This is a genomic window from Bradyrhizobium sp. LA6.1 (genome assembly GCF_040547805.1).
GTDB classification, from domain to species: Bacteria; Pseudomonadota; Alphaproteobacteria; order Rhizobiales; family Xanthobacteraceae; genus Bradyrhizobium; species Bradyrhizobium barranii.
The window spans coordinates 444,218-457,482 of record NZ_JBEPQK010000003.1; the positions used below are offsets into that span (position 1 = coordinate 444,218).

Annotated in this window: 11 protein-coding genes; 8 read left to right on the forward strand and 3 right to left on the reverse strand. The window is 59.8% G+C overall.

What is annotated here, in order from left to right; genetic code table 11:
- Positions 1 to 41 precede the first annotated feature (41 nt).
- Positions 42 to 638 carry a hypothetical protein gene (locus ABIB99_RS09260; RefSeq protein ID WP_354175519.1) on the reverse strand — a complete coding sequence of 199 codons (597 nt, stop codon included), beginning with the start codon at positions 636 to 638 and terminating at the stop codon, positions 42 to 44.
- Positions 635 to 1,561, reverse strand: coding sequence for an alpha/beta fold hydrolase (locus ABIB99_RS09265; protein ID WP_354175520.1), 927 nt, complete (start codon positions 1,559 to 1,561; stop codon positions 635 to 637). The genes ABIB99_RS09260 and ABIB99_RS09265 overlap by 4 nt, the downstream gene beginning before the upstream one ends.
- A 132-nt stretch (positions 1,562 to 1,693) precedes the next feature.
- On the opposite strand from ABIB99_RS09265, the gene ABIB99_RS09270 reads away from it, so the two are divergent.
- The 8 genes from ABIB99_RS09270 (at position 1,694) to ABIB99_RS09305 (ending at position 9,233) form a co-directional block, all read left to right on the forward strand.
- The gene (locus ABIB99_RS09270; protein ID WP_354175521.1) at positions 1,694 to 4,201 is read left to right on the forward strand and encodes an alpha/beta hydrolase; all 2,508 of its coding nucleotides are present in this window, start codon (positions 1,694 to 1,696) and stop codon (positions 4,199 to 4,201) included.
- Between the two features lie 9 nt (positions 4,202 to 4,210).
- Positions 4,211 to 5,077, forward strand: a complete 867-nt coding sequence (locus ABIB99_RS09275) for an alpha/beta fold hydrolase (RefSeq protein WP_354175523.1) — start codon at positions 4,211 to 4,213, stop codon at positions 5,075 to 5,077.
- Positions 5,078 to 5,104: 27 nt separating this feature from the next.
- Entirely contained in the window at positions 5,105 to 5,455 is a 351-nt protein-coding gene (locus ABIB99_RS09280) for a phasin (protein ID WP_354175524.1), read from the forward strand.
- Between the two features lie 49 nt (positions 5,456 to 5,504).
- Positions 5,505 to 5,681 carry a hypothetical protein gene (locus ABIB99_RS09285; protein WP_354175525.1) on the forward strand — a complete coding sequence of 59 codons (177 nt, stop codon included), beginning with the start codon at positions 5,505 to 5,507 and terminating at the stop codon, positions 5,679 to 5,681.
- A 16-nt stretch (positions 5,682 to 5,697) separates the two neighbouring features.
- Entirely contained in the window at positions 5,698 to 5,832 is a 135-nt protein-coding gene (locus ABIB99_RS09290; RefSeq protein ID WP_354175526.1) for a hypothetical protein, read from the forward strand.
- 24 nt (positions 5,833 to 5,856) lie between these two features.
- A complete protein-coding gene (locus ABIB99_RS09295; RefSeq protein WP_354175527.1) occupies positions 5,857 to 6,546 on the forward strand; it encodes a MarC family protein in 690 nt (229 codons plus the stop codon).
- 677 nt (positions 6,547 to 7,223) lie between these two features.
- Entirely contained in the window at positions 7,224 to 8,837 is a 1,614-nt protein-coding gene (locus tag ABIB99_RS09300; protein WP_354175529.1) for an NAD(P)-binding domain-containing protein, read from the forward strand.
- A 204-nt stretch (positions 8,838 to 9,041) separates the two neighbouring features.
- A complete protein-coding gene (locus ABIB99_RS09305) occupies positions 9,042 to 9,233 on the forward strand; it encodes a hypothetical protein (protein ID WP_063983274.1) in 192 nt (63 codons plus the stop codon).
- Between the two features lie 47 nt (positions 9,234 to 9,280).
- Here ABIB99_RS09305 and ABIB99_RS09310 read toward each other — a convergent pair whose 3' ends face one another.
- Positions 9,281 to 12,679: an AAA family ATPase gene (locus ABIB99_RS09310; protein ID WP_283016498.1), complete on the reverse strand. Its 3,399-nt coding sequence runs from the start codon at positions 12,677 to 12,679 to the stop codon at positions 9,281 to 9,283.
- Positions 12,680 to 13,265 lie beyond the last annotated feature (586 nt).

Sequence of the window (13,265 nt, forward strand, 5' to 3'; positions counted from 1 at the left end):
CGGGCAGACTCTCGGCTTTGATCTGCGTCAAGGTTGCAAGGTCATTCGCGCGGGCCAACGCCGACGCCTGCAAGGGTCTCGTGCCAGAGCCTGCGCACCTCGGCATGCCGCCGTTCGAGCGTCGCGGTGACGGCATCCCGGAAAGGTAGGAGGTCCGGGCCCTTCAGGAACAGAATCTGCGCCTGCAACAGCCGACCGCTCTCGAACTCGATGCGGCGCAGTGCCATCACGAAGGGATCGTTCGCGTTCGCTTCCGTCGGCAGCAGGGCCGCCGGCCGGATCCCGGCATGGACCGCATGTGCGAGCGTCGCGAGGTGAATGGTCTGCGCGCGGGTGTGGTCGGCGATGCCTTCGATCGGGGCGGGGAGCCAGGCCATCTCCCAGGATGCCGCCATGGGGCCCAGCGCGAGGTCCGGGACCCAGGCGGTCGCGCGCATGAGAAGCGAGACGATCTCGCTCTCGCGATAGAGCTGTGCGTTCAATTCGGTCTGCCAGGCAGCATCGAATCTCGCGGGCAGGGCGACCGCGAATTGCCGTGCCAGCGCACCATGCGCAGAAACCAGGAACGCGGCGACCCGCGTCTGCTGGCGCGGCGGCACGCGCCCGTCCGCTTGCAACGGTCCGAAGAACGCGCTCATGTCGCTGGCCTCTGCACCGGGATTGCGCGCAGATGGTCATAGCCGGCGGGAAACGGCGAAAAGTCTCCGCCGGCATCTTCGGGCGCGATCAAGACCTGCTTGTTGCCCTGCCAGCGGCCAGCCAACACGTCCTCGGCGAAGCGCGCCAGCAGGTCGGCTGTTAATGCAGCCTTTTCGAGCGTGAAGGCGTGATAGGCCCTCGGGATGATGACGAGCGCACTGTCGGGAATCTCCACACGCAACGTCTCGTGCAGCGCCCGCGGCGTGAGGAAGTCGAACTCGCCGTTCAGGATCATGGTCGGGACGGATATTGAGGAAAGCCGCGGCGTCAGCGGTTTGAAGTCGAGGAAGGACTCCATCAGGTTCTGAAGGGCGTAGACGTCGTTGACCAGCCAGCCCTGCCGTTTCACGTTGTCGAGCTTGTCCAGCAGCGGCTTCAACCACTGATCAGACAGGTTCATCGGCAGCAACAGATCCTGGAGGTAGCCGGTGCCGCCCAGAATGAGGCCGGTGCGCAAGGCGTTGCCGATCAGTAGCAGTTGTGGCGAAAGCTCGGCGAAGCAGCTCATCGGTACAAGGCCCGACAGCCGCGCGCCATGCTCGATGGCATAGCGCAACGCGATCAGGCCACCGAAACTGATGCCACTGAGGAAGACCGGACCGTCGCCAAGCTCGCCGATCAGGCGATGCAGCACGGCGATGTGGTCGTCCTGATCGATGAACAGCGCGGGCTTGTCGGAGACGCCCTGGCCGAGCAGGTCGAACGTAGCGACCCGGAACCGACGTGCGATCAGCGTGTCGCGATACGTGCCCCAAAGCTCGGAATACTGCGTGAGACCGTTGACGAGCACATAGGCAGGCGCATTCGCCGGTCCGTCGAGCTCATAGCGGATACGATATGAGCCATGACTGAGGAAGGGCATTGCGGGGACCGGCCAGCGTGACGATGACCACGATCCTCAACGCAGGCCTGAGGATTCCATTGAGCTAAATCAAACCTCAGGAGGAGGTCCAGCCTAGCGTTCGCGCAAAATACCGCCAGGAGGGAGTTCGTCATGAACGGGAGAAGCGCACTCAAGCGTTGCTTCGTCAGCCTGTTCCTGTTGCTGGTCGGCACCGCGCTCGCGGTCGCCCAGCCGTTCACGCGGCGCTCGTCGCAGATGCAGCATGACGGGCTCAAAAAGACCTATGAGATCGCGAACTTCCGGCTTGGCGGCAAGTACGACCTGGCCAATCCCTCCAAATGGGAGAATGGCGGCGAGGGCGGCGTGACGCTGGAATCGCTCGGGGCAGGCAAGCTGCGTACCGGATTCATCGCGATCGGCAACGCGCGGCGCAATGCCGCCGGTGAGATCACCAACGCGGTCGTGATCAATTCCTATTATTCCGGCGATTCCACCGATATGTACGAACAGTGGGTCAAGGGCGCGGCCCTGTCGGGCGGCGTCCCGATCATCGGCCCCGGACGGCCGATCGACACCGACCGCTACTACGTCATCATGGTCGACCCGCTGGGCACGTGGGGCGCAAGCAAACCGTCCGACGGCCTCGGCATCAAGTTTCCGCAGTACAGCTACTACGACATGGTGCAGGCGAACTACCGCCTGCTGCGCGACGAGTTGAAGGTCGCGCGCGTCGCGCTTGTCACGGGCGTCTCCATGGGCGGCACCCAGACCTATGTGTGGGGGGTCATGCATCCCGAATATATCGGCGCCCTGATGCCGATCGGCGGCACCACGCAGTCGGACGGTGAAGACCCCGTCGGCAACTGGACCTTCCAGATGATGACGGCCGCGATCGAGGGCGATCCGGTCTGGCAGGCGACCAAGGGTGACTACTACAATCTGCCCAAGGAGAAGCACCCGATGCCGGGTGTGGCGTTCGGCTGGTCGATCCTGGGCATGACGGGCTACGACTTCGGCTTCCGCACGACCCAGAACTGGGCCGCGGTCCAGCCCGAGATATTCTACTGGGATCCGCCGAACGAGAAGGCCGGTCTGAGCGTCACCAACCGTGCCAAGCTCTATGACGCCGTCGATCTCGTCTGGCGCAACCGGGTCGGTGAGACCCATAACGTCAATCCCTATCTCGGCCGCATCCGGTCGCGCACACTGGTGATGCACATCACCAACGATCTCTGGCTGAACTTCAAGCTGGCGCAAAAAGCCGTGGATCGCGTGCCGGGCGCGGACCTGATCGCGCAGGAGAGCCCGGTCGCCCATTACGGCGTGTTCCCGATCATCAACCAGCGCAAGAACGATCCGAAGTTCGTCGCCTTCATGGACGACGTCGCGGCCCTCGATCGCGCGGGGATGTTCGTCGACAAGAATTATCGTGTGCCGGGCGTCGCCGAAAACATCGATCCGAGCAAGTCCTTCTGGAAGGACTTCGTGACCTATCCCTATCCGGTCAAATACGCCAGCGCCAAGGACAAGATCGGCAACACCTGGCAGATCGGCTACATGGATGAGTATGCCGGCACCGACAAGGATCCCAAGGTCCTCGTCATCATCCACGGCAAGGGCGCATTCGGCGGGCACTATGGCAACATCATGCAATATGCGCTGCGGAGTGGCTTGCGTGTGATCGTGCCAGACTTGCCGAACTACGGAATGTCCGGGCCCGGTAATCTCGATAAGAGCCCGGCGCGCATCATGCAGGATATGCGCGAGGTCATCTACGATCTCGTCGTAAACCAGCTTGGCGTCAAGAAAGCCTATTATCTCGGCCACTCGCTGGGCGGTCAGTTCGTCACGGGGTACGCCCTGACCTGGCCGGATGCGGTGCAGGGCCTCGCGCTCGAAGCACCGTCCGGACTCGAGGAATACCCGCGCGACATTACGATCGCGAAAGACAAGAAGGCACCTCTGTTCCAACCGGGACTCGGTCGCGACTTCGACAAGTGGAAGCAGATCTGGGACCAGACCGGCATCCTGGCGGCGGAGAAGGCCCGCGACGAGCAGGGCATTCGCGACTTCTTCTATTTCAAGAAGCGCAACCCCGACACCGGCGTGGTGTCGGCGGCGAAGAGCGGCTACTTCTTCAGCGACAGCGAATATGCGCGCTTCCATACCGAGCAGCGCGTCGGGCTTACCAAGGGCAACCCCAAGGAGCTCGAACAGTGGTGCAACGTCTTCATCTTCGACATCTACACGATCGGAGCCGAGCTCCAGCAGGATGATCCGAAGAACCTTTACGAGCGGGTCACCCAGATCAAGGCGCCGATCTTCCTCGCTTTCGGTGACAAGGAGCCGTTCATCCCGACGCCGGCTTTCAACGGGCTGACCGATCTCGGACGCGACGTCATCACGCCGTTCATGACGCGCATGACCAATGTGGGCAACCGGCCGATGCTCAAGATCTATCCGGAGACCGGGCACTTCATCCACACCGACAATCCGGTGGAGTATTCAGCGGACGTCGTGGACTTCGTCACGAAGGGAACGGTCGACACCTCATCGCCCCTCGGCACAGATCGCATGATCAAGGGTTCCGTGGTATCCGCCCTGCCAGTGGCGCCGACACCTCCCGGCGCGGCGCCAACCGCCGGTCTCAACAAATAGGATCGGTCTATGCCACGGGTGCAGGCGGGTGAAATCGAGCTTGGCTGGCGGGAGTGGGGCCGAGGCGAAGTGACCGTCGTCTTCATCCATGGCAATCTCGCCAGCAAGGACTGGATCGAGCTGGCTGCGCCCTTGTTTCCAACGGGCCTGCGCGTCATCGCCATCGACTGGCGCGGCTGCGGGGACAGCGACCGGCCGAAGCCTGCCGCCGATTATTCGAACTACTCCATGCAGCAGCATGCCGAGGACATGCTGGCGGCACTCGATATGCTCGACATCGGCTATTGCCATCTCGCGACGCATTCGACGGGCGGCATCATCGCCGCCCGCATGCTCTTGATGCAGCCGCAGCGTTTCGGGCGGGTGTTCGCACTCGATCCTGTGACGCCGCTCGGCATCATGGCTTTCAATGCCGACCAGATCGGCTTGTTTCGGGCGATGATGGCGAGCAAGGACCTGACACGGACGATCATGGCGAGCGCGGCGTCCTCGCTGTTCGTCCCGGAGAGCATGGCGCCGAACGCCGTGCCTCGATTTCGGGAGGGATTGAAGGAGATCCAAGCGTTGTTCGACCGCATCATCGAGCAGACCTTTGGCGTCTCCGAGGGCATCTGGATCGGAACGCCGGTCAACCTCACGAAGGAAAGAGAGAGCAGAGAGCTCGAGCGCCGCATGCCGGAGCTGAAGCATCCGCATCTGGTGCTATGGGGCGAATGGGACGGCTGGATTCTGCCAGCCGATCTTCACGTCATGGCCGATGCGATGCCGGATTGCCGTCTCGTGATCGTGCCTCGCGTCGGGCACTCGATGAATCTCGAAGTACCCGCGCTCTACGCCGGCTATTTCGGCGCCTGGTTCGGAGGACTTACCGCGTAACTGCTAACACCTGAAGGGAGAGACGTCATGGCAGAGATCAATCTATCCGCAGAGAACGTCCGTGCGGCGCTGACCGAGGCACTTGGCCGCCTGCGGAAGGCCAACGCCGACTATTTCGAGATGCTGGAGAAGGGAATCAGTTCGTCGCCTCTGCCGATCGCGAACCAGGCGAAGGAGTTTTGCAGTTTCATGCAGCGCAATGTCACAGCGACCCTGGACCTCAGCGACAAGCTGATCCATGCCAAGGATGTCCAGGACGCGCTCAAGCTTCAAGCCGATTTCTTCCAGGAGCAGATGCGGGCCCTGACCGACCAGACCAAGACCATGGGTGAGGCGGCGATGAAGGCGGCCGGCGGCATGTTCAGTCCGAAGAGCTGAGACTGCAACCACGGCACTGACAGACGCGGTAGCGTCAGAAAGGTCTGGTATGGCCGAGACCAAAAAGCTTTCTGTCGAAAAGGCACTCCAGAAGTTGCTTCGCGACGAACCCTTGGAAACGGCAAGCGAGCAACGAGACGAAAAAGCCGAGGCGCTCAGGGAGGAGATCAAGCGCATGCGCGCGCAGAGATCGCGTCTTGAGCGATCACCCGGCAAGGACAAGTGAGATCCGGTATCATCGGATGATGCCCCGTTTTTTCGTCGGCATGCTGGCCAGTGTCGCCAACAGCTGGTCGTTGGCCGTGCTGTGCGAGGTTCTGCGCAAGACGCTCGACAATCTGGCCGATTTTAAAGCGCCCGGCTTCACATGCCCGTAAGCCGAAGAGCGGAGTGGGCGCAGCATGCGTGATATCGCCACATCGGGGCTCGTTGCCGATTTCCTGTTCGGCTTCGGCGCGCTGTTCGCGATCATCAATCCCTACGGACTGGCCTTCATCTTCCTCGACAAGACGAGAGGTCTTTCTGAAGACGAGCGCGCGAGCCTTTCGCTGCGGGTTGCCGGATATGCCTTCGTGGTCCTGCTGGTGTCGCTGTTTCTGGGCAGCCAGATCCTCAACTTCTTCGGCGTGACAATCCCGGCGCTTCGGATCGCCGGCGGCCTCGTGGTCGCAGCGACAGGCTGGTCCATGCTCCACGCGCCCTCGGGCCCGGCCGGGCCTCACGAGGTCTCGTCCCCCGATCATGCGACCATGAAGCGCATGGCCTTCTTTCCTCTCACAATTCCGCTGACGACCGGGCCGGGAACGATCGCGACAGCCATCGCGATCGGAATCAGCCGGACCAGCAGCCTCGATGCGATGTTCCAGTCATCGATCGTTTCGCTTCTGGTGGCGTTTGCCGTGACTGCCGCGATCTATCACGCCTACCAGAAATCGAGCGCAATGGCGCGCTTGTTCGGCGAGGAGGGCACCAGCGTGGTGACGAAATTGTCAGCTTTCCTGCTGCTCTGCATCGGCGTGCAGATCATCCTCACCGGCGTTTCCGAGGTCGCGCGGTCCATATTGGACAGCGCTTCGCGCGCTATTCAATAGGTGGAAGCACGCCGACCGCACAATCGGCCAATGCGACTCCGAGGTTGGTCCGGTGATGATCAGGTAGAGTCCGTCTCCATCGGCGTTTGGCGCTCTACCTCGAGCGGTTTGAGCCTTCCAGCCATTCCTCAGGAAAAACCGTCCTCTGAACCTACGGTCAAAAGCCGCGGTCAGTGATCTGTCACCGCTCCTCCAAACAACGCTAGCCAAGAAGTTGAACTCATTGCAAATTCTGACGATCCGCGCGGAGCTCGCGTACAATGCTACGGTGACGAGCTACGAATGGACCCTCGCAAATTCGGCACTACGCCGATTGGGCGGGCAGGGGACTTCGTCAGGAACGCGGCTAAGCGTGCCGCTATGAGGCTACCTGATGGGCGAGCTAGCCTGAGTCTTTCAGTCGATTGACGCTCAGATCGTCACCGATAGGCGCGTTGATTGTCGATGTTGCGTGTCTCGCGATCGGAGGCAACTGATGGCTCGATCGTCGAGCGGACCAGCATTTGAGTGAGCGCTAGAATAATAGCCCGCTGTCTTGCGGGCCAAAATCGCTCTGTGCGAAACCCAATGGCGGTCGAGCGGTCGATTTTTCTGCAATCAGACCTGTGGTAATGGGACAGAACTAAGCCGAATGGCAAAAGTCATTTCTAACAAGAGCGCAGCGGCAGGAATGTCCCATGAGCGTCTCCCAACTCACGAAGCGCGTTCGACGCGAGCTGACTTATTTGGACTATCCGGCTCGGGCGTGGACCGTCCCGCGATTTATGGACGGAGTGCCGGTTCTGGACGTGCTGGTTGTCGGCGCTGGACAGAGCGGACTGGGTATCGCGTTCGGCTTGAGGCTTGAGCGCATAGCAAACTTCAGGATCATCGATCGTTGCCAGCGCGGTTTCGAAGGACCTTGGCGCAGTTTCGCTCGGATGGAACGGTTGCGGACTCCGAAGGAGGTGACTGGGATTGATTTCGGCGTCCCGAGTCTAACGGTGCGTGCGTGGTACGAGGAAAAATTTGGGCGGCGAGCATGGGGTCGCATAGATACCGTCCCTCGGGAGGTGTGGCGCTCGTATCTGGATTGGTACCGAGACGTCCTGGACCTCCCGGTTGAGAACGAGGTCGAACTAATGTTGATTGAGCCGGCGAATGGCATCTTCCTTGCCCATCTCCGTCGTTCCGAAGGAATTGAGCGGGTGTATGCAAGAAAGATTATTCTTGCGACAGGCTTTGAGGGAAGTGGAAGGTGGGGCGCTCCTAAGTCTCTGGTCGCCCATTTGTCGGCAGATCTTTACGCACATTCGGCCGATGATATCGATTTTCGCAAGCTTGCAGGAAAGCGCATTGGTATCCTTGGTGCCGGGGCATCCGCCTTTGACAACGCAGCTCTCGCACTTGAGGCGGGCGCCGCGCGAGTAGACCTTTGCTTCCGCCGTTCGGAGATGCCGCGGGTCAACCCACTCACTTGGATGAATTTTGCCGGTATGTTGGGCCACTTCGGCGATCTGACGGACCTGGACCGCTGGCGGTTCATGCGTCACATTCTTGAGGAGCTTCCGGTCCCGCCTACACAGGACGCTTATTGGCGATGCCGCGAGTTTGAGAATTTCGCCTGGCACCCCGACTGCGGATGGAGTTTCATCGACGAAGCTTGCGGTATTGCAAGGGTTCAAAGCAGCAATCGTAGATTCGAATTCGACTTCATGATTTTTGCGAGCGGCGTTGAGGCGGATCTCTCGGCGCGTCCCGAGCTCGCCCTATTCTTTGAACAAATAGCCCTTTGGCGCGACCGCTTCACGCCTCCATCGGGCGAGGAAAGCGAGGCCCTCGCGCGCTATCCCTATTTGGGCCAAGCCTTTGAATTCACGGAGCGGCACCGCGGCACTGCTCCGTTTCTGCGAGGGCTACACAACTTTACGTTCGGAGCGATGCTGAGCCATGGAATATCAGGAGCGGCCATCACGGGGATAAAATATGGAGTGCGGCGGCTCGTAAATGGCATCGCGCGTGATCTGTTTTGCGAGGAGTCGGCAACTTATTACCGAGATCTGCTGTCATACCAGACGCCTGAGTTGCGCACCTTGGACAGTGCATTTGTCTGGTTGAGCCAGCTTGGTAGTGACGCCACTGATTTCGAGAGCTTCGCCAATCAGCTGGATCAACGCCAGTTTGCCACGCTCCGCGCCTTGTTGCAGCGATCAAGGCCCCACGAGAAATCTCCGACTGTAAGGTCTTCCCGACTCGGTCGCACGAAGCGCACCTCGCGACCGGCGCGGCTCAAGAACAAGAAGCGGAAGTGAAATAACGACGGCGTGGTAGCGCGATGTCAGTTGCTACCGCTTTCTCTCGCGCTCACCACGAGGGCCCGTGGGTCGGAAGGCCGATCGAGTATTTCTGGAAGAAATGCCGTTTGACTATAGGTCGATGATATTGGACAATATTTGTTTCACTGCCTTGCACATATTGATCACGGCCTAACGACCACCACCATCGGGAGGTAAGCAATGGCCTTCATCGCGTTTACGAAGGTGATCGATTTTACGACATTGACCGCCGAGCAGCGAAGACAACTCAAGAGCATTCTTGGAAAGCGCGAGAAGCAGCTCAAGAAGGCAATCAAGGATGTCGAGAGCGCCCTTAGCAAACTTGAACGAACAGGTGGCAAGTCCGGAAAGCGGGCGAAGGGCAGGCGTTGATCGGACGCTGATCAATTTACGTCAGGCATGATGTTGAGCGGTGCTGGTCAACAGCTGCCACGCTTTGGCTCATCTTTCATTCCTGAAACCGATTTCATTCCTGAAACTGAGCGTAGTTCGTCCACGAGATTTCTCGCGTCTGTCAGATCGGGTGTATCCTGACCTTCGGTGAACCAAGTGTATATAGGCTCTAAGAGGGACCAAGCCTCGAAATATCTGCCTTCGTTACTCCAATGCCGCGCGAGACAGATCGAGGCACGCAACTCCCACCAGCGAGCTTGTTGTCGCCGCGCAATCGCCACGGCTCGCTGCAGTGCGGCCTCTGCCTGGTCACGCCTGCCGAGTTTTAGGTTGATGTTGCCCCGAAGACGATACAACTCGGCCTCAAAGAAACTCTCCCCTGTTGTTTCGGCCAGCTGAACGCCTTCGTCCAGCAGGCGCAGTCCAACTTCAAGCTCTCCGAGCTGGGCATGAGCGAAGGCGAGATGGCCCAAATAGAGAGTGCGGCGGCACCGTTCAGAGTTTTGGTAAGTTGCCGTCAAAGCGCCGCGCATCAGTTCGATCCCGACTTGAAGATCCCCTCCTTGGGCTAATAGCGCTCCGCGGAAAAAACGTGCTCTTCGTTCAATTGCCGCAAATTCATGCTCGATGCTGAGCGATATCGCTTCGTCGGCGTGAGCCAAAGCGCGCTTTGCGTCGCCGCCGATTGTGCCCAGAACGACTATGTTCCCCAGGGCCAGGGCCGTCGTAAAGCTTTGTTCCCTCGTTCGAGCAAGAGTTTCAGTACGCTCGACGATTGTTGTAGACTGTTTAGGATAGCCAAGGACCAATAGCGTCGTCGAGAGCCACGCCAGGCTGTTCACCGCGTCATCGACTCCGAAGCGGCGATAGGTCGATATCGTGGCTGGATTGGTTGAGCACAGTGCGAGGGCGCGATCGAGGTGTTCGCGTGCGTCGGCGAAGGCACCCGTGAGATGCAATGATTGTCCAATAAAGCGCGTGGCTAGGACGGCCACGCCGGGATGATCATGCTCTGCGGCCAACGCGAGGCCGTACCGGGCATCCTCCAGCGCTGAGCTATACTCCGCGCGCATACTGTGGGCTAGGTAGCTGCCCCACAGGATCGTCATCCGTTCTTCTAGGCTGACACTTTCGCCTAGCAGCGCGCGAGCCCGTGAGAAGACCCGCGACGTTTCAGCCGCGGCATCGCCCTCAGTTGCGGCGACTGCAGGACCAAGGGCCAGATAGAAATCCAGTTCTTTGCGATCGCGTTGCGGCGAGCTGAGCAGTTGCTGGGTCAGCTCCATTCCTCGCGTGAGATGTTTTACAGCCTCGGCATTGGAGGAGCGCCCGAGCGCGCGCTTTCCGGCCTTGAGCCAATAGTCCGTTGCCTTCTCAAGCATGCCGGCTTCGGTGAAATGGTGCGCAAGGATTTCAGGGTCGTTCACGACGGCATCCTGGAATCCTTCCTCTAGCACGCGCGCTATTTGCGCATGGAGTTGCCGCCGCCGTGTCTTCAGCAGGCTCTGATAAGCCGCATCCCTCACCAATGCGTGTTTGAAGCTATAAATGGCATCCGGCAGGTCACCTTCGCGGAAAATAAGCCCGGCCTCCTCGAGTTCGGAGAGGGAATGCTGCAACCGTGTTTCCTCTCGAGCGACCACAGCCCGCATCAAGGAATAGGAAAATTCGCGACCGATGGTGGCGCCAATCTGGGCGATCTCCTTCACCGAATGCAGGCGGTCGAGCCGCGCCATCAGGGAGTCGTGAAGGGTTTCCGGGATGGCAAAGGGCGGTAACGGTCCCCCGAGCTGATAGCGATCCTGGCATTCGATCAGAATGCCAGCTTCGAGGACAGCCTTGGTGAGTTCCTCCACGAAGAGCGGATTTCCGTCAGTCTTTGTTACGATCTGCTTCATCACGTCGATCGGAAGCGCTCGGCCATTGGCCACCTGCGTGGCAACACCTTTGACATCATCTGGGTTGAGCCGTCCGAGGACCAGGCTTCCGACATTTGCAAGACCGGTCCAGGGAGGCTCGAACTCTGGTCGAAAGGTAACCAGCGCAAGGATAGACAACTGTCGGGCTCGCTCTACGATGAGGTCGAGCAATTCGAGGGTAGTGTCGTCGGCCCACTGAACATCTTCGATAAGCAACAGGATGGGCTGTTTGCGAGAACGGCTCTCGAATTGATCGAGCAGCGCGGCAAGTGTGCGGCGACGCTGCTGGGCGGGGCTTAGCTGCGGTTTTGGATAACGGCTCGCGAATGGGATCGATAGCAGCTCAGCAAAAAGTGGTACTACCGTCTGAACTTGCGGTGCTCTCAACGAGAGGAGTGCCTCCAGCTTGTCAAGCCGCGTCTCGACGGGATCGTCCGCCTTAAATCCGGCACTCCTTTCCAACTGCTCGACCACGGGATGAAGTGCGCTGTTGGCGTGGTAAGGCGAGCACTGATAACGGAAATGCACGTGTGGTTGATGCTTAGCTGCACGTTCAGCCAGAGCCGCTGCTAAGCGCGATTTCCCGATACCCGGCTCGCCTGAGATGAGAACGATCTGGCCTTCGCCCGTGCGAGCCAAACGTTGACGTTCCAACAAGAACTCCAACTCGGAATCGCGGCCGATGACAGGGGCGAGTTCTGTCGGACGCACCGCCTCAAAGCGGCTCTCGGAAGCCGAGACGCCCTGGACGGCCCACGCGCTCACCGGCTCGCTAATGCCTTTGAGGTGGTGGGCGCCAAGGTCGCGAAGACTAAAGATATCGCCAAGGAGACGACGGGTGGAGTCTGCGACGACCACGGTGTTCGGCTCGACCAAGGCTTGCACGCGAGCCGCGATATTGGGAGCGCCCCCAACCACGGAGTGCTCCCGAAGTTTGCCTTCGCCGCCCAGGTCACCGACTACCACCATGCCGGTAGCGATACCGATACGCACCGCGAGCGGTTCTCCAGCGCGGGTTTCAAGCCGTGCGACAGCAGCAATGATATCGAGCGCAGCTCTTACAGTTCGTTCGGGATCGTCCTCGTGCGCAATGGGATAGCCGAAATACGCAAGAATGCCGTCTCCGCGAAAGTCGGCGAGAAAGCCGTCATAGGAGCGCGTGATACGAGCACAAGCAGCGTGATAGGCATCGATGACGGCGCCCATATCTTCCGGGTCAAGGCGTGCCGTCAGGGCGGTCGAATCGACCAAGTCACAGATCATTACCGTGAGGTGGCGCCGTTCCGCGTATTGCGCAATTGCAGCATTCACGACAGTGGAGGGAAGGCTGGAGGGAAGCGCACTGATCGCATTCACGAGGCGTTTCCGGTCGCCGAGTGGGATGCCAACCTTTTCGAAGTCAACTTCTGTCAATTGCGGCAACACATCGCAATCTATGGCGTTCGCGATGAACAGGGACTCATGTCGTCCTAGGCCCAAACTTTTCAGCCAAGTCCCGATTTCCATGGCAGGACCCTTGTGTGTACGAACAGCTTCAGCGCATCAGAGCCGAATATTTGCTCGTCCTACTTAATTCTATTGGAAGCCATTCAAACGAACAGTTCGGCATGACCGCACCGACAATAGCATGCTGTCGGGTCCGGACATGTGAACAGCCTCGCAATTCGCAGCATCCAAATACCTGCGGAAACGCGCGAGCGCTTCCGGTTCGCGATGATGGTTGCGACCTGGGCGGCCCGTGAAATTGAGCGGACGATACGTCCGTGAAGCCAGGCCCGCCGGCTCACGCGGGCGGCCTACTTCGCGATCCGATATTTCCTGGCCGCCTTGCGCCTTGGTGGTGTATCCGGCGTACGCTGCTTTCCGAGGTCTCAAACAGAGGCAGGAGATAATGTCGGCTACAGAAATCCTAAAGAGCGCGCTCGCGCTAGCCCTTTATACTGCGGCGACAACAACGACGCTCGCAACCGCCCAAGAAGCGACATTTTCAGAAGGCGAGCGACTTGGCCTTGCGGCGTGTTTGTCCAAATGCCCCGATAACGACAAGGCATGCAACAATCGATGTATCTCGAGTTCTCAAACCAAGGGCCGT

What these genes read in the sequence shown, in the direction of transcription:
- ABIB99_RS09260 (WP_354175519.1), bottom strand. Translation starts at nt 638, where the DNA reads ATGAGCGCGTTCTTCGGACCGTTGCAAGCGGACGGGCGCGTGCCGCCG.
- ABIB99_RS09265 (WP_354175520.1), bottom strand. Translation starts at nt 1,561, where the DNA reads ATGCCCTTCCTCAGTCATGGCTCATATCGTATCCGCTATGAGCTCGAC.
- ABIB99_RS09270 (WP_354175521.1), top strand. Translation starts at nt 1,694, where the DNA reads ATGAACGGGAGAAGCGCACTCAAGCGTTGCTTCGTCAGCCTGTTCCTG.
- ABIB99_RS09275 (WP_354175523.1), top strand. Translation starts at nt 4,211, where the DNA reads ATGCCACGGGTGCAGGCGGGTGAAATCGAGCTTGGCTGGCGGGAGTGG.
- ABIB99_RS09280 (WP_354175524.1), top strand. Translation starts at nt 5,105, where the DNA reads ATGGCAGAGATCAATCTATCCGCAGAGAACGTCCGTGCGGCGCTGACC.
- ABIB99_RS09285 (WP_354175525.1), top strand. Translation starts at nt 5,505, where the DNA reads ATGGCCGAGACCAAAAAGCTTTCTGTCGAAAAGGCACTCCAGAAGTTG.
- ABIB99_RS09290 (WP_354175526.1), top strand. Translation starts at nt 5,698, where the DNA reads ATGATGCCCCGTTTTTTCGTCGGCATGCTGGCCAGTGTCGCCAACAGC.
- ABIB99_RS09295 (WP_354175527.1), top strand. Translation starts at nt 5,857, where the DNA reads ATGCGTGATATCGCCACATCGGGGCTCGTTGCCGATTTCCTGTTCGGC.
- ABIB99_RS09300 (WP_354175529.1), top strand. Translation starts at nt 7,224, where the DNA reads ATGAGCGTCTCCCAACTCACGAAGCGCGTTCGACGCGAGCTGACTTAT.
- ABIB99_RS09305 (WP_063983274.1), top strand. Translation starts at nt 9,042, where the DNA reads ATGGCCTTCATCGCGTTTACGAAGGTGATCGATTTTACGACATTGACC.
- ABIB99_RS09310 (WP_283016498.1), bottom strand. Translation starts at nt 12,679, where the DNA reads ATGGAAATCGGGACTTGGCTGAAAAGTTTGGGCCTAGGACGACATGAG.